Origin of the sequence: Erwinia sp. Leaf53 (genome assembly GCF_001422605.1) — a bacterium.
GTDB lineage: Bacteria > Pseudomonadota > Gammaproteobacteria > Enterobacterales > Enterobacteriaceae > Erwinia.
In genome coordinates this window covers 547,859-565,852 of sequence record NZ_LMLK01000001.1, presented here as the reverse complement: position 1 = coordinate 565,852, position 17,994 = coordinate 547,859, and the positions used below count along the sequence as shown (strand labels likewise).

The following is a 17,994-nucleotide window of genomic DNA, read 5'->3' as shown; positions in this document are numbered from 1 at the left end:
CTCACACTCTGCCGGTGGCGGCGCGCAGCTTCACCAGGCCATTTTTGCGACAGGTTTCATTTCTGGTAGTTGTTTTTCTGCGCCCCTGCTCACAAAATAGCTGACAATATTCTCCAGCAGGCCTATGCGATGGCGCTTTTCCGCAATCCCTTTTTTAAAAGCAGTGACCAGGCTACCGAACAGGCTTATGAAGATGGCGTTATCGCGCTGTCGCAGGGCAACTGGTACGAGGCTCACCCTTTGCTGAGCCGGGCGGCCGCGGGCGGCCATATCTCCGCCTATTACAATCTGGCGCTGATCTACGCCGCCGGGCATATCACCCCTTATGATATCGATATCGCTGCCGACTGCTATTACAAGGCGGCGATGGGCGGCCATCCGCAGGCTAACGAGCTGCTGTTTATGCTGGAGGCGGCGGACCGCGCCGGGCTTGGCACCATCCACCTGGCGGAGTTTACCCTGCGCAGCCAGGATGCCGACGGCCTGCCGTTTATGACCCTGCTGGCCGGCTGCCGCTTTTATGCCGCAGTCTGTAAGGCATCCGGGGCGACCAGCCAGGTGATCGAGTATGAACTGGAGGCCGCCAGCAACAGCACGCCGCAGTACGTACGCGATTTTGTCACCCGTACCGGCATCCCATACTCCATTTACGGTGGCGGGCTGGAGCGGGTGAAGGAGGGCACCGCCGCCGATCAGATTATCGACGGGCTGAATCAGCTCTACTACAGCATGGTTAAAGCCGGGTTCCCCGATGAGAAATGCCTGATGGCACGCTGCACCATCGTCGGCTATCTGGTCTCGAAATCGATGTACGGCCACCGGGCGCAGCCGTTGCTGGGGGTAGACCGGTTTTTCGGTGAAGCGCCGCAGGCGGGCATCAACGGCAGGTCCGTCCGATGACGGATCAGATGAAAGATCGTCTGCACCTCGACGGCCAGACGTTTTTGCTGCGCAGCGAGCCGCTGAACAGTTATATCCGGACGCACTGCATTAAGGTGACGCGCGATCTTAACGATACCGTCAGCTGCTGCTGGCGCGGTTACACCGCCGACTGGCAGATCGCCGAGGGCAGGCTGTGGCTCACCGGGCTGCGCGCCGTCATAAAAGATAACGATATTTTGCCGCGGTTTAACTTCAAAACCGGTTTCCCGGTGCTGGCCGACTGGGTCAGCGATGAGGTGGTGTTTTACCAGCGCGATGAGCTGTTTGCCATCAGCTGTACGGTGATTAACGGTACGCTGATAAAGAACCGGTGAACTCAGCTGTTGAGCCAGGCTGAAAGCCCTGCTCCCGGCCAGCAGATGTCACCGCCGACGTGGCCCAGGCGATATCCCTCTCACCGCGAGTGAATGACGGGCAGTAAAAAGGCCTGCATTTTCATGCAGGCCTGATAAACGCATCACCGCGTTGCGCAGAGAGCGGGATTACTCATCCGCCCCGTTAGCATCATCCCCGACCCGCAGCAGCTCGCGCACCACGCTGGTGGCGAAGCTGCCGGCCGGCAGCCAGAAGTTCAGCGCCAGCGTGTGGTCGTCCAGCCACGTCCAGCGCAGGTCGCGCGGCACCACCAGCATGGCGCGGCGGGCGGCGTCGACCTTCTCACGGGTCAGCAGCGCGATTAGCGGCTCCTGACCGGCCAGGCTCTGCTGCTCGCACGCCAGCGCGTCATGCAGCGGGCCGGGTTCACCGCTGCCCGGCAGCGGTGCGGTAATTCGCAGCTCACCGGCGTTAACGCGCTGCTGTAAGCTTTCCAGCTCGGCGGCGTCGGCGACAAACCAGCTGCCGCGGCCGGTCAGCTGCAGCGCGTCGCCCGGCAATACATGGGTTAACCCGCTCTGCTGCGCCAGACGGTCGCTGACCACCTGATTAAACATCGCGCTGCGCGCGGCGGAGAGCAGGAAGCTGCGCTTGTTGCGCTCGCGCACCTGGATCTCATTTGCCGCCCAGCGCTGCGCCATCAGCAGGTTGCTGCCGCCGTGGCCGAAGCGCTGGCTGCCGAAGTAGTTCGGTACGCCGCCGGCGGCGATCTGTAGCAGCCGCCGTTCGGCGGCGTCACGGTCGTCAATCTCACGCAGCACCAGGATGAAAGCGTTGCCCTGCAGCGCGCCGGTGCGCAGCTTGCGGCGGTGGCGCGCGCTCTCCAGCACCTCAACCCCTTCCAGCACGAAGTCGCGCATATCCGGGGTAGTTTTACCCGGCAGGCGCATGCAGAACCACTGCTCGGTTACCGCGTGGCGGTCCTTCATACCGGCAAAGCTGACGTCGCGCGGGTGAATTTTGACAAACTTCGCCAGCGCCTCGGCCACAAAGCGGGTGTTGCAGCCGGTTTTACGGATGCGCACCAGCAGCTGCTCGCCGTCGCCGTCCGGCGCGTAGCCGAGATCTTCCACCACCACAAAATCCTGCGGGCTGGCCTTGAGCACGCCGCTGGCCTGCGGCTGACCGTACAGGTAGCCCTGCTTCGCGAGATCCATTATTCGGCCTTCAGCAGCAGCGCCACGGCTTCACAGGCGATGCCCTCACCGCGGCCGGTGAAGCCCAGCTTCTCGGTGGTGGTCGCCTTGACGTTGACCTGATCCATATGGACGCCGAGATCTTCCGCGATATTGATGCGCATCTGCGGCGAGTGCGGCAGCATCTTTGGTGCCTGGGCGATAATCGTCACGTCGACGTTGCCGACGCGGTAGCCTTTGGCGGCAATCTGGCGCATTGCCTCACGCAGCAGCACGCGGCTGTCCGCGCCTTTGTAGGCGTCGTCGGTGTCCGGGAACAGCTTGCCGATGTCGCCCAGCGCCGCCGCGCCGAGCAGCGCGTCGGTCAGCGCATGCAGCGCCACGTCACCGTCCGAGTGGGCCAGCAGCCCTTTCTCGTAAGGGATACGCACGCCGCCGATAATCAGCGGGCCTGGGCCGCCAAAAGCATGTACGTCAAAACCGTGTCCAATACGCATTAGCGCTCCTGTTGGTCAAATTGGGTCAGATAGAAGGCGGCCAGCGCGAGGTCTTCCGGTCGCGTGACCTTGAGGTTGTCGCTGCGGCCGCTGACGAGTTCGGGACGATAGCCGCAGTACTCGAGCGCGGAGGCCTCATCGGTGATGGTAGCCCCCTCGCTTAGCGCGCGCTGCAGGCAGTTGCGCAGCAGCGCCAGCGGGAACAGCTGCGGGGTCAGCGCGTGCCACAGCGCCTCACGCTCGACGGTGTGATCGATGCTGCCGTCCGCCATGGAACGCTTCATGGTGTCACGCACCGGGGCCGCCAGAATGCCGCCGGTCTGGCTGGTGCTGGTCAGCGCCAGCAGGCGGCTTAAATCGTCCAGGTGCAGGCACGGCCGCGCGGCATCGTGCACCAGCACCCAGTCAGCCCCTGCCGCCGCCTGCAGGCCGCAAAGCACCGAATCGGCGCGCTGGCCGCCGCCGGTGACCACGCTGATGCGCGGGTCACCGGCGGCCGGCAGCGCGGCAAACCAGCGGTCGTCAGGGCTGATGGCGACAATCACCCGGCTGACCGCCGGGTGCGCCAGCAGCGCCGCCAGGCTGTGTTCCAGAATGGTTTTGCCCGCGATGGTGAGATACTGTTTCGGACGCTCGGACTGCATACGGCTGCCGATCCCCGCAGCGGGGACCACGGCAATCACCTGCGGAAAAGAGGCTGGGTTCATCGTTATAGTTACTGGTTAGCTGGTCGGCCCTGCTGCGCGGTTCGTTTACTTTGGTCCGGCACCAGGCGATAGAATACCTCACCGGGTTTAATCATCCCCAGCTCGTTGCGTGCGCGCTCCTCAATCGCCTCCGAACCGCCGTTAAGATCGTCGATTTCGGCAAACAGCTGATCGTTGCGTGCTTTTAGCTTGGCGTTACCGGCCTGTTGCACAGCAACATCACCGTTAACCCGCGTATAGTCGTGTATGCCGTTCTTGCCCAGCCAGAGCGAATATTGCAGCCAGCCAAGAAGTGCAAGTAACAGCAGCGTAAGTTTTCCCATCCCGCCCCCTGAAAAACGGCTCAATCATCCCATAACTTGCGGCACGACTCCACTGTGCCAGCGAAATAGCCGCGCTTTCGCGCCGCAGGCGATAAAACTGCGTTAAAAAACAGCAAAACGGCGTGAATTACCCCGCCACGCGGGTAAAATTTTGTAACGCAGCGATGCACTCTCACACGGAGTGCAGGTAAAATTTAATCGCGCAGCACCGTGCGCTCACACGCAGGGCAGGCCGCTACCAGCCGGTCAGCAGGCTGAACAGCAGCCAGAACAGGCCAAACACCGCCAGCACCGTCACCAGTATGGACCAGAACAGGTGGCCGCGCAGCAGGGTGCAGGCCGCCATACCGGTAAATACCGAAACCGGCAGCAGCGCGAGGAAGAACGGCCAGGTGTAGAGGAACAGAAACAGCGTGTTAGCGCCGTAGAACAGGAAGGGAACGGCCAGCGCCAGCCACCAGGACGCAAATCCGGCCACGCCGCCGGGGAATAACCCGGAGGTCTCCTGGCGTTCGTGTTGTTCTTTACCTGCCAGCATGGGGGTGACGTTATTCATAGCTTTCCCGTTAACGACCATCGGGGAGCGGCCGGTGCCGCCCCCCGCCCGGCTGCCCCTGAAAGCGGCGCAGGCCAGAAATGTCTTAGGGTTTGATAATATCGCGCTGGCGCAGCAGATCTAACAGTTGAACGGTTAAAGTTGTTACCAATTGTTCGCCATCCAGATGAATTTCCGGTCGTTCAGGCGCTTCATACACCGCGTCGATGCCGGTGAAGTTACGCAGCTCACCGGCGCGCGCCTTCTTGTACAGCCCCTTCGGATCGCGCGCTTCACAGGTCGCCAGCGGCGTGTCGACAAACACCTCGACAAAGCGCCCTTCGTCCAGCAGGTCACGCACCATCTGCCGTTCGGCGCGGTGCGGTGAGATAAAGGCGGTCAGCACCACCAGCCCGGCGTCAGCCATCAGCTTCGCCACCTCACCCACCCGGCGGATATTCTCTTTGCGATCGTCATCGCTGAAGCCGAGGTCCCGGCACAGGCCGTGGCGCACGTTGTCACCGTCGAGCAGATAGGTGCTGACGCCGGCACGGTGCAGCGCCTGTTCCAGCGCCCCGGCCACCGTCGATTTACCCGATCCGGAAAGCCCGGTAAACCACAGCACCGCGCCCTGATGGCCGCGCTGCTGTTCCCGCTCCGCACGCGTTACCGCGTGCGAATGCCACACCACGTTGTCGTCGTGTTCGGCCATTACTGACCGCCCAGCAGATCGCGTGCGTTCCAGTGCGGGAAGTGACGACGTACCAGCGCGTTCAGCTCCAGCTCAAAGGCGCTGTAGTTGCCCGCGGCCTGTGCCGTTTCCGCCAGCGGCTGGCGCACCATGCCGGCACCGACGGTGACGTTGCTCAGACGGTCGATCAGGATCAAACCGCCGGTGACCGGGTTCTGCTGATACGGATCCAGCACCACCGGTTCGTCAAAGATCAGATCGACCAGGCCAATGCCGTTCAGCGGCAGTGTGTCCGCCGCGTGCTGCGCGAGGCTGTTAATCTCCACCTGATGCTGAATTTTTTCCACCCGCGCGCGGGTTTTCTTGCCGGCTATCTTAACGTCGAAGCTCTGGCCCGGCGTTAGCGCCTGTTCCGCCATCCACACCACGTCCACCGACGCGCCGCGCACCGCCTGCAGGTCGGCATCGGCGTCCACCAGCAGGTCGCCACGGCTGATGTCGATCTCATCTTTCAGTACCAGGGTAATGGCTTCACCGGCGTGCGCCTGCTGCAGGTCGCCGTCAAAGGTGACGATGCGCGCCACGGAAGATTCGACGCCGGAAGGCAGCACCTTAACGCGCTGGCCGACCTCAATCACCCCGGAGGCCAGCGTACCGGCGTAACCGCGGAAGTCGAGGTTCGGGCGATTCACGTACTGCACCGGGAAGCGCACCGGCTGCTGTTGCGCCTCACGCTGCACCTCAACGGTCTCCAGCACGTCGAGCAGGGTCGGGCCGCTGTACCAGTTCATCGCCGCGCCCGGTGCCGCCACGTTCTCCCCTTCCAGCGCCGACAGCGGCACAAAGCGGATATCAAGGTCGGCAGGCAGCTGGCCGGCGAAGTCCAGATACTCCTGCTTAATCTGCTCAAAACGTTCCTGGCTGTAGTCAACCAGGTCCATTTTGTTCACCGCCACCACCAGGTGCTTAATGCCCAGCAGCGTGGAGATAAAGCTGTGGCGACGGGTCTGATCCAGCACGCCTTTACGCGCGTCGATCAGCAGGATCGCCAGGTCACAGGTTGAGGCACCGGTAGCCATATTACGCGTGTACTGCTCGTGGCCCGGGGTGTCGGCTATGATGAACTTGCGCTTCTCGGTAGAGAAGTAGCGGTAGGCCACGTCAATGGTGATGCCCTGCTCGCGTTCGGCCTGCAGGCCGTCGACCAGCAGCGCCAGATCAAGCTTCTCGCCCTGGGTGCCGTGGCGCTTGCTGTCGTTATGCAGCGTCGAGAGCTGGTCTTCATAGATCTGCCGCGTGTCGTGCAACAGGCGGCCAATCAGCGTGCTTTTACCGTCATCGACGCTGCCGCAGGTGAGGAACCGCAGCAGGCTCTTGTGCTGCTGCGCGTGCAGCCAGGCTTCCACGCCGCCCTGGTCAGCGATCTGTTGTGCAATAATGGTGTTCATGACGGCTCCTTAGAAATAACCCTGGCGTTTCTTCAGCTCCATGGAGCCGGCCTGATCGCGGTCAATCATCCGCCCCTGGCGCTCGCTGGTGGTGGAAACCAGCATCTCTTCAATGATCTCCGGCAGCGTGCCGGCTTCCGACTCAACGGCACCGGTCAGCGGCCAGCAGCCGAGGGTGCGGAAGCGCACCTTACGCTGTTCGATCTTCTCGCCCGGCTGCAGGTCGATGCGATCGTCATCGATCATCATCAGCATGCCGTCACGCTCCAGCACCGGACGCTCGGCGGCCAGGTAGAGCGGAACAATCTCGATGTTTTCCAGGAAGATATACTGCCAGATATCCAGCTCGGTCCAGTTGGAGAGCGGGAACACGCGGATGCTTTCGCCTTTGTTGATCTGGCCGTTGTAGTTGTGCCACAGCTCCGGGCGCTGGTTTTTCGGGTCCCAGCGGTGGAAACGGTCGCGGAACGAGTAAATACGCTCTTTGGCGCGCGACTTCTCTTCGTCGCGGCGGGCACCGCCGAAGGCGGCGTCAAAGCCGTACTTGTCCAGCGCCTGCTTGAGACCTTCGGTCTTCATAATGTCGGTGTGCTTGGCGCTGCCGTGGACGAACGGGTTAATGCCCATCGCCACCCCTTCCGGGTTACGGTGGATCAGCAGCTCGGCACCGATGTTCTTCACCGTGCGGTCGCGGAATTCGTACATCTCGCGGAATTTCCAGCCGGTATCAACGTGCAGCAGCGGGAACGGCAGCGTGCCCGGGTAAAAGGCCTTGCGCGCCAGGTGCAGCATCACCGAGGAGTCTTTACCGATGGAATACATCATCACCGGGTTGGAGAACTCTGCCGCCACTTCGCGGATAATATGGATACTCTCCGCCTCCAGTTGACGCAGATGAGTCAGTCGTTTTTGATCCATAACACCTTTTTCCTCAAGCCAAATTCACAACGGCGGACTCGCGTCCGGCCTGCTGTGCAGAATGTTGATACCACGCCAGCTGCTGATGCAGCTTCACCACTTCGCCAATCACCAGCAACGACGGGGTAGGAGCCTCAGCGGCCAGCGTTTCCAGCTGTTCCAGGGTGCCGGTCAGCACCTGCTGATCCTGACGGGTGCCGCGACCGATCACCGCCACCGGGGTCTGCGGATCGCGGCCGTGAGCAATCAGTTCGCGGGAGATATCCCCGGCTTTGGCGCTGCCCATATAGATCGCCAGCGTCTGGCGGGCGCGGGCCAGCGACGGCCAGTCGGTGCCGGCACCGTCGGCGCGGCACTGGCCGGTAATAAACAGCACGCTCTGCGCGTAGTCACGGTGGGTCAGCGGAATGCCGGCGTAAGCGGTCGCCCCGGCGGCAGCGGTCACGCCCGGCACCACCTGGAACGGAATGCCGGCCGCCTTCGCCGCCTGCAGCTCTTCACCGCCGCGGCCAAAGATAAAGGGATCGCCGCCCTTCAGGCGCACCACGCGCTTGCCCTCCAGGGCCAGCTTCACCAGCAGGGCATTGGTCTGCTCCTGCGACAGCACGTGTTCGCTGGCGCGCTTGCCCACGCAGATGCGGTCGGCGTCGCGGCGCACCAGGTCCAGCACTTCCGGGCTGACCAGATGGTCATACAGCACCACGTCGGCCAGCTGCATCACCTGCAGCCCGCGCAGGGTCAGCAGCCCGCTGTCGCCCGGCCCGGCACCGACGAGGATAATCTCTCCCTGCCGGGCTTCCGGTTCGCTGAGCTGCTGGTCGAGGGTCGCTTTCGCACCGCTAATGTTGCCGGAGCCGACCTGGCTGGCAAACAGGCCGTTAAAGGCCTTCTCCCAGAAGCGGCGGCGGTCGGACATTTTGCTGAAGCGGTCTTTGACTTTTTCCCGCCACTGACCGGCGATTTCCGCCATCTGCCCGAGGTTAGCGGGCAGCAGCGTTTCAATCTTCTCACGCAGCAGCCGCGCCAGCACCGGCGCGGTACCGCTGGAGGAGATCGCCACCACCAGCGGGGAGCGATCGACGATAGACGGGAAGATAAAGGAGCATTTCGGCTGATCATCGACCACGTTGGCCAGCAGGTAGCGATCGGTGGCATCCTGGAATACCTGGCCGTTCAGCTCGCCGTCGTCGGTGGCGGCAATCACCAGAAACACCCGGTCCAGCTGGCTGGCCTGGTAATCCGTTGCCAGCCATGCGATCTGCTGGTCAGCGTGCAGTTCAGCCAGCTCCTCGCACAGCTCGCGGGAGACCACCTGCACGCGCGCGCCGGCGCGACGCAGCAGCTCGATTTTGCGCGCAGCCACGTCGCCGCCACCCACCACCAGCACCGGTTTGTCTCTGATCTGAGCAAAGAGGGGAAGATATTCCACGAGGACCTTATCAATAATCACATAACGTTAACGGGACTATACGTTCCCACATTAAGTCTTATGAAATTACTATTTGGAATGAGTAGTTACCGAATGGAATAACGACCTGGTAAAGCAGCGAACAAAATGTGCTTAACGGATGATATTTCGGGCCTTTCGCCGCAAATGAAATTATGCAACCGTCCTCACACTTTCATACCGTGGTGACCAAATATTTTGCCTCGTTCGTCACGGGATGACGACTCAGGAATTCCGCTGCTCTCACGGCTTCGTGACGGCCTGTTGGTGATGCCGACCGGCCTGGGCCAGCCTGGCGGCCACTCTGCCGCGGGTGGTGCGCCGGCACTTCCCGCCGCCCTGCACAACCGGGCGCAACGTGATAACCTGAGCGGCATCGATCGCTCACCCGGGCACATCCCCCGCCGCCCCCATGACTGCGTGGCGGCGCTGCTGTTGCGGGTCCGCGAACTGACTACCCCCTGATAACGGAGTTCTGCATGTATATTGTGTTCCTGACCTACACCCGCCCGATGGAAGACGTGGAAGCGCTGCTGGAGCCGCACATTGAGTGGATTAACCGCTACTTTAAAGCCGGCGCCTTTATCAGCGCCGGGCGTAAAGATCCGCGCGATGGCGGCATGGTGATGGTGAGGGAGATGGACAGGAAACAGCTGGATCAGATCCTGGCGGAAGATCCGTTCCAGGCGGTGGCGCGCTACGACGTTACCAAAGTGAATATCACCCGCTCGGCGGATAAATTCAGCGGCCTGACCGGGATTTAATCGCAGGCCAGATAACGTTCGGTAATCCCCACCCACAGCGCCGCGCCGGGCACGATATTGGCATCGTTAAAGTCGTAGTGGCCGTTGTGCACCGGTACGCCGTTGGCCCCCTCGGTGCCGTTACCGATGTTGATATAGCACCCGTTAGGGTGCTGCTCCAGCATCCAGGCAAAGTCCTCGCTGGCCATCACCTGCACCCCGTCGTGGCATTTCGCTGCGCCAAACAGCTCAGTCCCTACCTGGCGGGCAAAGTCGGTCGCCTCCGCAGCGTTGATCAGCACCGGGCTGCCGGCGATGTGGCGCAGCTGCGCCGTGGCGCCGTAAGCCTGCGCGGTCGCGGTGGCAATCGTCCCAATCCTTTCCAGCACCTGCTGGCGCGCGGCCTTATCCAGCGTACGCACCGTCAGCTTCAGGCAGCCGCTGCCGGGGATCACGTTCGCGGTATCGCCCGCCTGCAGGCTGCCGATGGTGACCACCGCCGGGGCGAAGGGGTCGACGTTGCGTGCGACGATCGACTGCAGCGCCAGCACGATATGCGCGCATACCAGCACCGTGTCGGTGGCCTTATGCGGAAACGCCCCGTGGCCGCCCACTCCGTTAACGTCAATCTCAATCGTATCGCCGGAGGCCATGGTAACGCCCTGGCGGAAGTAAAACTCCCCGGCGGCCAGCCCCGGCAGGTTATGCATGGCAAACAGCATATCGCAGGGGTAGTTGTCGAACAGCCCCTCGTCAATCATCCGGCTGCCGCCGCACAACAGCTCTTCGGCAGGCTGGAAAATCAGGTTCAGCGTGCCGTTGAAGTTGCGCGTCGTCGCCAGATAGCGCGCCGCGCACAGCAGCATGGTGGTGTGGCCGTCATGGCCGCACATGTGCGACACGCCGGGATGCAGGCTGCTCCACGGCAGGCCGCTCTCCTCGACAATCGGCAGCGCATCCATTTCGGCGCGAATGCCGAGTACCCTGCTGCTTTTGCCCATTTTAAGAGTGGCGACCAGCCCGGTGCCGGCGATACCGCGCTGCACCTGATAACCCCACTCTTGCAGCCGCTCCGCAACCAGCTCGCTGGTGCGGTGTTCGTTAAAGCCGGTTTCCGGGTGTTGGTGGATAGCGTGGCGGACGCGGGTGAACTCGGCTTCCAGCGCGCCAACGCCTTGCAGAATGTGGTCAAACATGAAGTCCTTCTCCCTGCTGGTGGCCCCCGCGGAGGGGGAGAGATGGCCGGCCCGGCGTGCTGAGCCCGCCGACTATCCCTCCTAATCTAAGCCAGCCAGCGGCTGCGGGACATTCGTAAAAATACGATAAAAAAAGCCGCCCCCGGCAAACCAGGGGCGGCTTCATGGTACAACGGGCAGAGCAGCGGTTACTCGTGCAGACCGCACTCGCGTTTCAGGCCAAAGAAGCGCGTCTCTTCTTCTGCCATGCCCGGCTCCCATTTACGGGTGGTGTGGGTGTCGCCCACCGACAGGTAGCCCTGCTCCCGCAGCGGGTGATAGACGAGGCCGTGCTGCTGCAGGTACTGATAGACCTGACGGTTGTCCCAGTCGATGATCGGCAACAGCTTGAACACGCCCTTCTTAATCGCCAGCACCGGCAGATGCGCCCGGCTGCCGGACTGATCGCGGCGCAGGCCGGCAAACCAGGTCTGCGCGTTCAGCGTCTGCAGCGCGCGGTTCATCGGCTCGACCTTATTGATCTGGTTATAGCGCTCAATGCCCTCAACGCCCTGCTCCCACAGCTTGCCGTAGCGCGCTTCCTGCCACGCCGCGCTCTGTGCGGCGCGGAACACCTGCAGGTTGAGATCCAGCTTCTCCGTCAGCTCATCAATGAACTGGTAGGTTTCCGGGAACAGATAGCCGGTATCGGTGAGGATCACCGGGATGCCCGGCTTCTGCCGGTTAACCAGGTGCAGGCTCACCGCCGCCTGAATGCCGAAGCTGGAGGTGAGCACCGCCTCACCGGGCAGGTTCTCCAGCCCCCAGATCACGCGATCCTCAGCGGAGAGCTTATCCAGCCGGTTGTTAATTTCGGCGAGCGCCATCACCTGCTCAACCTTCGGTAGTGCCTTCAGTGCGTTGAGATCGAGAACTGCCATATCACGCCTCTTTGACTTCCCAGAAATCCCGTGCCGGGTCGAGCACCGGAGCGATAATGCCGCTACGGATGGTGAAATCACCGAAGCCTTCATCGGCTTCGCGCTCGTTTGCCCAGCGACCAATCAGTTCATCAAGGGTAGCAAGGATCTGCTCTTCGTTGATGTTTTCGCGGTACATGCGCGGAATGCGCGTGCCCATGCGGTTGCCGCCCAGATGCAGGTTGTAACGCCCCGGGGCCTTGCCCACCAGGCCCACTTCAGCCAGCAGCGCACGTCCGCAGCCGTTCGGGCAGCCGGTCACGCGCAGCACGATGTGCTCATCGCCGACGCCGTGGCCGTTCATGATCCCCTCAACGCGGGTGACGAACTCCGGCAGGAAGCGTTCGGCTTCGGCCATCGCCAGCGGGCAGGTCGGGAAGGCCACGCAGGCCATCGAGTTTTCACGCTGATGGCTGACGCTCTCCATCAGGCTGTGGGCGACCGCGATCTGCTCAATACGATCTTTTTCAGCTTCCGGTACGCCGGCGACGATAATGTTCTGGTTGGCGGTCAGGCGGAAATCGCCCTGGTGCACGCGGGCGATCTCGGCGATGCCGCTCTTCAGCGGACGGCCCGGATAGTCCATCAGGCGGCCGTTTTCCACGAACAGCGTCAGGTGCCACTTGTTGTCGATGCCCTTCACCCAGCCGAAGCGGTCGCCGCGGGTGGTGAACGCATACGGGCGCGTCGCCTCAAGGGTAATGCCGGCGCGGCGCTCAACTTCGGCCTTAAAGACCTCCGGACCCACGCGCTCCATGGTGTATTTGGTTTTGGCGTTTTTACGATCGGTACGGTTGCCCCAGTCGCGCTGGACGGTGACTACCGCCGCCGCCACGTCGAGCACCTTCTCCACCGGCAGATAGCCCAGTTCGGTGGCGGTGCGCGCGTAGGTAGCCTTGTTACCGTGGTCGATAGACAGTCCGCCGCCCACCAGCAGGTTAAAGCCGATCAGTTTGCCATTCTCAGCAATCGCCACAAAGTTCAGGTCGTTGGCGTGCAGGTCAACGTCATTGTGCGGCGGCACCACCACGGTGGTTTTAAACTTACGCGGCAGATAGGTTTCACCGAGGATCGGTTCGACGTCGGTGGTCGCCACCTTCTCCTGATCCAGCCACACTTCCGCATAGGCGCGGGTCTGCGGCAGCAGGTGCTCAGAGAGCTTTTTCGCCCATTCGTAGGCTTCCTGATGCAGTTCAGACTCCACCGGGTTGGAGCTGCAAAGCACGTTACGGTTAACGTCGTTGGCGGTGGCCAGCGCGTCCAGCCCGACTTCGTGCAGCATCTGGTGCGCCGGCTTCACGTTGCCCTTCAGGATGCCGTGGAACTGGAAGGTCTGACGGTTGGTCAGGCGCACGCTGCCGTAAATGGTGTTATCGGTGGCGAACTTCTCAATCGCCAGCCACTGGGTCGGGGTGATGATGCCGCCCGGCAGGCGGCAGCGCAGCATCATCGCGTGACGCGCGTCCAGCTTCTGCTCCACGCGCTCGGCGCGGATGTCGCGGTCATCCTGCTGGTACATTCCGTGGAACCGGATCAGCAGGAAGTTATCGCCGTTAAAACCGCCGGTCAGGCCGTCGTTTAAGTCCTCGGCAATGCCGCCGCGCAGATAGTTGCTCTGTTTTTTCAGGCGCTCGGCGTCAACCAGCTTGCCTTCGACCACCAGCGGGCCCGGGTATTTGATATCGCTCATTAGTACACATCTCGCTGATAGCGGCGCTCAACGCGCAGCTCGCTTAAGAATTCATCTGCCGATTCGGTGTCCATCGCACCGTATTCGGCCACCACGTCCAGTAACGCCTGCTCAACGTCTTTCGCCATGCGGTTAGCATCGCCACACACGTAAATGTGCGCGCCCTCCTGCAGCCAGCGCCACACTTCGGCCCCTCTGGCGCGGATCTTATCCTGCACGTAAACCTTGTGTTTCTGGTCACGAGACCAGGCCAGATCGATATTGGTCAGCAGGCCGTCTTTGACATAACGCTGCCACTCCACCTGATAGAGGAAATCCTCGGTGAAGTGCGGATTGCCGAAGAACAGCCAGTTCCTGCCGGCCGCGCCTTCGGCGTCGCGCTGCTGCATAAAGGAACGGAACGGCGCGATGCCGGTGCCCGGACCAATCATAATCACCGGCGTTTCCGGGTTGGCCGGCAGGCGGAAGTTGTCGTTGTGCTCGATAAACACGCGGATTTCAGCGTCCTCTTCCAGCCGGTCAGCGAGGAAGCTGGAGGCACCGCCGGCGCGCGCACGGCCTTCAATCTCGTAGCGTACCGCGCCGACGGTAATGTGCACCTCGGTCTCGTTCTCGGCCTGTGAAGAGGCGATCGAGTAAAGGCGCGGGGTCAGCGGACGCAGCAGGCCGGTCAGCTGTTCGGCGTTCAGTTCGGTCGGCGCATAGCGCACCATATCGACGATCGGCGTGGTCTGCGCATAGTGCTGCTGCTGCGCTTTCTCCGCGGTCTGCGCCAGCAGCACCTCGTTACGCGACAGCTTTGCGTACTGCTCGACAATCTGCGGCGTGTTCACCGTCAGCTCATAGTGTTTCTGCAGCGCTTCGGCCAGCGGCAGCGTCTGGCCATGCACCCCGACCGGCTCGTCGCCCTTCAGCCACAGCAGGCCGAGCAGCTCCTGCACCAGCTGTGGATCGTTCTCAAACCACACGCCCAGCGCATCGCCCGGCTGATAGCGCAGACCGGAATCGCCGAGGTCGATTTCAATATGGCGCACGTCTTTATCGGAGTCCCGGCCGGTGATCTTCTGATTAACCGCTAAGCTGGCGGTCAGCGGTGCCTCTTTGCTGTACGGGCTGCTGTGGATTTCGTTAACGCTGCCGCTGGTGGCGACAGCCAGCTGTGCCGCGCCGGCGTCCGGCACCCGCGCCTTGAGAATATCGGTCAGCTGTTTGCGCCAGGCTTCTGCCTGCGCCGCATAGTCGACGTCCGCATCCACGCGATCGGCCAGCCGCTCTGCGCCCAGCTCCGCCAGTTTGCTGTCGAAATCTTTCCCTGCCTGGCAGAAGAACTCGTAGGAGGTATCGCCAAGGCCGAACACCGCAAAGGCGTTACCGTCAAGCTTCGGCGCTTTCTTCGACATCAGGAACTTATGTAACGCCACCGCTTCTTCCGGCGCTTCCCCTTCTCCCTGGGTGGAGGTCACCACCACCAGCAGTTTCTCCTGGGCGATCTGCTTGAACTTGTAGTCACCGGCGTTCACCAGGTTAACGTTCAGCTTCACCGCCAGCAGATCGTCACGCAGCTGTTCCGCCAGGCGACGGGCGTTGCCGGTCTGCGAGGCGGAGAGGATGGTCACGGCGGGGATTTCAGCGGCCGCCGGTGCCGGCGCGATCGCCGCACCAGGGGCCTGATTGACCATGCCCCAGAAAAACCCGGACAGCCAGGCCAGCTGGGTTGGAGAATAATCACCGGTGGCGGCCTGCAGGCGGGCAAGCTGCTCCGGGTTTAACGGAAGCATGTTGGATGTCATTGCGTCGAAAATTCCACAGTCGAAGGTCTATAGGGGACAGGTTAAGGCCTGGTATAATAACCCTTAAATAAAGGTTGGAAATAATTAATAACCAAAATGACTAAGTGGTTTTTCGGGTAAGCGATAACACCAAAACAGGTTGATTAACCCTATATTTTTCATAAACTTAAAATCTGCATTTTCCGTTTACACTTTCACTTATTGGCATCCGCCGCTAAACGGGTGCGAAAAAAGCCGTTTTCCGGTATCCTGCCGCGGTTTTCCCGCTAAAAGACTGAGACTGCTATCATGGCCACCACGCTGTTTAAAGATTTTCAATTCGAAGCCGCCCACCACCTGCCGAACGTGCCGGCCGGGCACAAATGCGGCCGCCTGCACGGCCACTCCTTTATGGTGCGGCTGGAAATTACCGGCGAAGTGGACGCGCATACCGGCTGGGTAATGGACTTCTCCGAGATCAAAGCGGCTTTTAAGCCGGTCTACGATCGTCTGGATCACTACAACCTGAACGACATCCCGGGCCTTGAGAACCCGACCAGCGAAGTGCTGGCCGCCTGGATCTGGCAGCAGATGAAACCTGTGCTGCCCCTGCTGAGCGCGGTAATGGTCAAAGAGACCTGCACGGCGGGTTGCGTTTATCGCGGGTAAGTAATGCAGCAGTACAAAAAATAGTCATTGCACACTCCCTGTTTATTTGCGAAAATTTCGAATAAATGCTTTCAGGAACAGGCAATGACCACATTACAGAACAAGCTGCCTTCACAACATGAAGCCGAGCTAGCAAAACTTTGCAGCCGCGAACTTTCTGCCATCCTCGAAACGCGCGCTGAGACTCAGCAGGTCTCCGTGACTGATAAACGTGGCCAGGTCCATAATGTTCGTATTCCGGTCAACGCACTCCGTTTGCTGGTAGATGTGCTGACAGAGCTGGGTGAAGGTAACGCTGTTCGGCTGGTCCCGGTTGGTGCTGAGATGACCACTCAGGAAGCCGCTGATATGCTTAATATTTCCCGTCCGACACTGATTCGCCTTCTGGACTCGGCCGAGCTGCCTTATCATCGCACTGGCAACCGCCGAAAAATTCGCTTTTCCGATGTACTGGCTTACCGGGATCGGCTCAAAAATGCCCGCCTTGATGCACTGGATCAACTGGGGGCAATCGATCAGCAACTCGGAATGGGATACGAATGAGCGCGGGTTATGCCGTAGTACTTGATGCCTGCGTTCTTTATCCGGCACCGTTACGCAGTTTCCTCATGTACCTCGCTGCCGGAGGACAGTTCCGGGCGCACTGGACAGAAGATATCCATGAAGAGTGGATCAGGAACCTGTTACTGAATCGTAAAGAGTTAGCCAGACCTCAATTAGAGCGTGTCAGGGCATTGATGGACAGACATGCTCCCGACGCACGGGTAACCGGATATCGTGAATTAATTGATTCCATTACCGGGCTGCCCGACAAAGACGACCGACATGTTGTGGCTGCAGCGATAGTCGCTCAGGCAGCAGAAATTTGACATTCAATCTGAAGGATTTTCCGGATGAGGTTCTAACCAGATGGAATTTGCGTGCAATCCACCCCGACAGTTTCATCACCAGCCTGAGCGATTTGGATATTACCCTCGTACTGGAGGCAGCCCGACGCCAACGGGCCAGCCTGAAATCTCCACCTTTTAGCGCTGACGAATTTCTCGATTGCCTGCTGCGCCAGCAGTTACCAGAGACCGTATCGCGACTGCGTCCACTTAGCGGTCTGATCTAAAGAAGCTCTGATGCTAAAACTATGCTTTTACAGGCTGGAATCGCTAACAGACTGATTGATTCTCAGGTTTACCCCGCTTTACTTTCCTGTCATCTCCCTGTCATTCCCCCCCACTACATTGTTGGCTCACTCATTAAAGATCAAGAGAATCAACGATGAAGCTGTCAAGCAAACTGTCTGTTCTTGCCCTGGTTTTTTCAGCCTGCGCCCAGGCCAGTACCATTAATATCCTCGACTTTCCGCAGCCGGAAAATAACCCGGAAGAGTTCTACGCCCTGACCGAGATCCCGGCCGGCGGCATTATCAAGTATGAAACCGACGCCAGAACCGGCTTTATTATCGCCGACCGTTTCCAGTCGATGCCGGTAGCCTACCCGGCCAACTACGGCTCACTGACCCAGTCGCTGGGCGGTGACAACGATCCGCTGGACGTTGTCTTCTACACCCGCGCGCCGATGGCCCCCGGTACGCTGATCAAACTGCGCCCGATCGGCGTGCTGAAAATGATCGACGGCGGCGAGTCCGACGATAAGATCGTCGCGGTGCCGGCCAGCAAGATCGACCCGACCTACGATGACATTAAATCGATGGCCGACCTGCCTAAACTGGAACAGCAGCGCCTGGAAGCCTTCTTCCGCGTCTACAAGCAGCTGCCGGAAGGCCGCAAGAAGGTCGAGCTGAACGGCTTCGGTGATGCCGCCGCCGCCAAAACCGAAATCAAAGCGGCCTATGACGCTTACAAAGCGAAAGCCGCTCAGTAAGGCAACAGGTGCGGGTGGTGACGGGCTGCCCGTACTCTATGAAAGACTTATCAAACATCCAAAAAAGAAGCTCC

22 protein-coding genes are annotated in these 17,994 nt (G+C 60.8%); 9 read left to right on the top strand and 13 right to left on the bottom strand.

Annotated features, from left to right (window positions below; all coding sequences use genetic code 11):
• The first annotated feature begins 129 nt into the window (after positions 1 to 129).
• On the top strand, positions 130 to 900 hold the full coding sequence (locus ASF13_RS02465) for a sel1 repeat family protein (RefSeq protein ID WP_056232158.1): 771 nt from the start codon (positions 130 to 132) through the stop codon (positions 898 to 900).
• A complete protein-coding gene (locus ASF13_RS02460; protein ID WP_056232156.1) occupies positions 897 to 1,256 on the top strand; it encodes a hypothetical protein in 360 nt (119 codons plus the stop codon). The genes ASF13_RS02465 and ASF13_RS02460 overlap by 4 nt, the downstream gene beginning before the upstream one ends.
• A gap of 168 nt (positions 1,257 to 1,424) precedes the next feature.
• On the opposite strand, the gene truD is transcribed toward ASF13_RS02460, so the two are convergent.
• The 9 genes from truD to cysG form a co-directional block, all read right to left on the bottom strand.
• A complete protein-coding gene (truD, locus tag ASF13_RS02455; RefSeq protein ID WP_056232152.1) occupies positions 1,425 to 2,474 on the bottom strand; it encodes a tRNA pseudouridine(13) synthase TruD in 1,050 nt (349 codons plus the stop codon).
• Positions 2,474 to 2,950 carry a 2-C-methyl-D-erythritol 2,4-cyclodiphosphate synthase gene (gene ispF, locus ASF13_RS02450; protein WP_056232149.1) on the bottom strand — a complete coding sequence of 159 codons (477 nt, stop codon included), beginning with the start codon at positions 2,948 to 2,950 and terminating at the stop codon, positions 2,474 to 2,476. The genes truD and ispF overlap by 1 nt, the downstream gene beginning before the upstream one ends.
• Positions 2,950 to 3,657: a 2-C-methyl-D-erythritol 4-phosphate cytidylyltransferase gene (ispD, locus tag ASF13_RS02445; RefSeq protein ID WP_056232146.1), complete on the bottom strand. Its 708-nt coding sequence runs from the start codon at positions 3,655 to 3,657 to the stop codon at positions 2,950 to 2,952. The genes ispF and ispD overlap by 1 nt, the downstream gene beginning before the upstream one ends.
• An 8-nt stretch (positions 3,658 to 3,665) precedes the next feature.
• The gene (gene ftsB / locus ASF13_RS02440; RefSeq protein WP_056232143.1) at positions 3,666 to 3,980 is read right to left on the bottom strand and encodes a cell division protein FtsB; all 315 of its coding nucleotides are present in this window, start codon (positions 3,978 to 3,980) and stop codon (positions 3,666 to 3,668) included.
• Between the two features lie 235 nt (positions 3,981 to 4,215).
• Positions 4,216 to 4,536, bottom strand: coding sequence for a DUF3561 family protein (locus ASF13_RS02435; RefSeq protein WP_056232366.1), 321 nt, complete (start codon positions 4,534 to 4,536; stop codon positions 4,216 to 4,218).
• A gap of 85 nt (positions 4,537 to 4,621) precedes the next feature.
• Positions 4,622 to 5,227 (bottom strand): adenylyl-sulfate kinase, encoded by a 606-nt coding sequence (cysC, locus tag ASF13_RS02430; protein ID WP_056232141.1) that lies wholly within the window; start codon positions 5,225 to 5,227, stop codon positions 4,622 to 4,624.
• Complete coding sequence (gene cysN, locus ASF13_RS02425; RefSeq protein WP_056232138.1) at positions 5,227 to 6,654, bottom strand: sulfate adenylyltransferase subunit CysN; 1,428 nt, start codon at positions 6,652 to 6,654, stop codon at positions 5,227 to 5,229. The genes cysC and cysN overlap by 1 nt, the downstream gene beginning before the upstream one ends.
• Positions 6,655 to 6,663: 9 nt before the next feature.
• Complete coding sequence (gene cysD, locus ASF13_RS02420; protein ID WP_056232136.1) at positions 6,664 to 7,572, bottom strand: sulfate adenylyltransferase subunit CysD; 909 nt, start codon at positions 7,570 to 7,572, stop codon at positions 6,664 to 6,666.
• A gap of 13 nt (positions 7,573 to 7,585) precedes the next feature.
• Positions 7,586 to 9,001, bottom strand: a complete 1,416-nt coding sequence (gene cysG, locus ASF13_RS02415) for a siroheme synthase CysG (protein ID WP_056232364.1) — start codon at positions 8,999 to 9,001, stop codon at positions 7,586 to 7,588.
• Between the two features lie 216 nt (positions 9,002 to 9,217).
• On the opposite strand from cysG, the gene ASF13_RS02410 reads away from it, so the two are divergent.
• Positions 9,218 to 9,484, top strand: a complete 267-nt coding sequence (locus tag ASF13_RS02410) for a hypothetical protein (RefSeq protein ID WP_146005438.1) — start codon at positions 9,218 to 9,220, stop codon at positions 9,482 to 9,484.
• 14 nt (positions 9,485 to 9,498) lie between these two features.
• Positions 9,499 to 9,783 carry a YciI family protein gene (locus ASF13_RS02405; RefSeq protein ID WP_056232132.1) on the top strand — a complete coding sequence of 95 codons (285 nt, stop codon included), beginning with the start codon at positions 9,499 to 9,501 and terminating at the stop codon, positions 9,781 to 9,783.
• On the opposite strand, the gene ASF13_RS02400 is transcribed toward ASF13_RS02405, so the two are convergent.
• The 4 genes from ASF13_RS02400 to cysJ form a co-directional block, all read right to left on the bottom strand.
• On the bottom strand, positions 9,780 to 10,958 hold the full coding sequence (locus ASF13_RS02400) for a M20 aminoacylase family protein (RefSeq protein WP_056232129.1): 1,179 nt from the start codon (positions 10,956 to 10,958) through the stop codon (positions 9,780 to 9,782). The two genes, ASF13_RS02405 and ASF13_RS02400, sit on opposite strands and share 4 nt — an antisense overlap.
• 188 nt (positions 10,959 to 11,146) lie before the next feature.
• Complete coding sequence (locus ASF13_RS02395; RefSeq protein WP_056232127.1) at positions 11,147 to 11,878, bottom strand: phosphoadenylyl-sulfate reductase; 732 nt, start codon at positions 11,876 to 11,878, stop codon at positions 11,147 to 11,149.
• Position 11,879: 1 nt separating this feature from the next.
• Positions 11,880 to 13,607: an assimilatory sulfite reductase (NADPH) hemoprotein subunit gene (gene cysI / locus ASF13_RS02390; RefSeq protein WP_056232124.1), complete on the bottom strand. Its 1,728-nt coding sequence runs from the start codon at positions 13,605 to 13,607 to the stop codon at positions 11,880 to 11,882.
• Positions 13,607 to 15,397, bottom strand: a complete 1,791-nt coding sequence (gene cysJ / locus ASF13_RS02385) for an NADPH-dependent assimilatory sulfite reductase flavoprotein subunit (RefSeq protein WP_056232121.1) — start codon at positions 15,395 to 15,397, stop codon at positions 13,607 to 13,609. The genes cysI and cysJ overlap by 1 nt, the downstream gene beginning before the upstream one ends.
• 288 nt (positions 15,398 to 15,685) lie before the next feature.
• Between cysJ and queD the strand changes: the two genes are divergently transcribed.
• The 5 genes from queD to ASF13_RS02365 all read left to right on the top strand — a co-directional run bounded on the left by queD (position 15,686) and on the right by ASF13_RS02365 (position 17,920).
• On the top strand, positions 15,686 to 16,045 hold the full coding sequence (gene queD, locus ASF13_RS02380; protein ID WP_048917133.1) for a 6-carboxytetrahydropterin synthase QueD: 360 nt from the start codon (positions 15,686 to 15,688) through the stop codon (positions 16,043 to 16,045).
• Between the two features lie 84 nt (positions 16,046 to 16,129).
• Complete coding sequence (locus ASF13_RS23145) at positions 16,130 to 16,588, top strand: helix-turn-helix domain-containing protein (protein WP_072166260.1); 459 nt, start codon at positions 16,130 to 16,132, stop codon at positions 16,586 to 16,588.
• Positions 16,585 to 16,914, top strand: coding sequence for a PIN domain-containing protein (locus ASF13_RS24850; RefSeq protein ID WP_235514928.1), 330 nt, complete (start codon positions 16,585 to 16,587; stop codon positions 16,912 to 16,914). The genes ASF13_RS23145 and ASF13_RS24850 overlap by 4 nt, the downstream gene beginning before the upstream one ends.
• Positions 16,911 to 17,159, top strand: a complete 249-nt coding sequence (locus tag ASF13_RS24845; protein WP_235514927.1) for a hypothetical protein — start codon at positions 16,911 to 16,913, stop codon at positions 17,157 to 17,159. Before ASF13_RS24850 ends, ASF13_RS24845 begins: the two co-directional genes overlap by 4 nt.
• 155 nt (positions 17,160 to 17,314) lie before the next feature.
• Positions 17,315 to 17,920 carry an inorganic diphosphatase gene (locus tag ASF13_RS02365; RefSeq protein WP_056232116.1) on the top strand — a complete coding sequence of 202 codons (606 nt, stop codon included), beginning with the start codon at positions 17,315 to 17,317 and terminating at the stop codon, positions 17,918 to 17,920.
• The last annotated feature ends 74 nt before the right edge of the window (positions 17,921 to 17,994 follow it).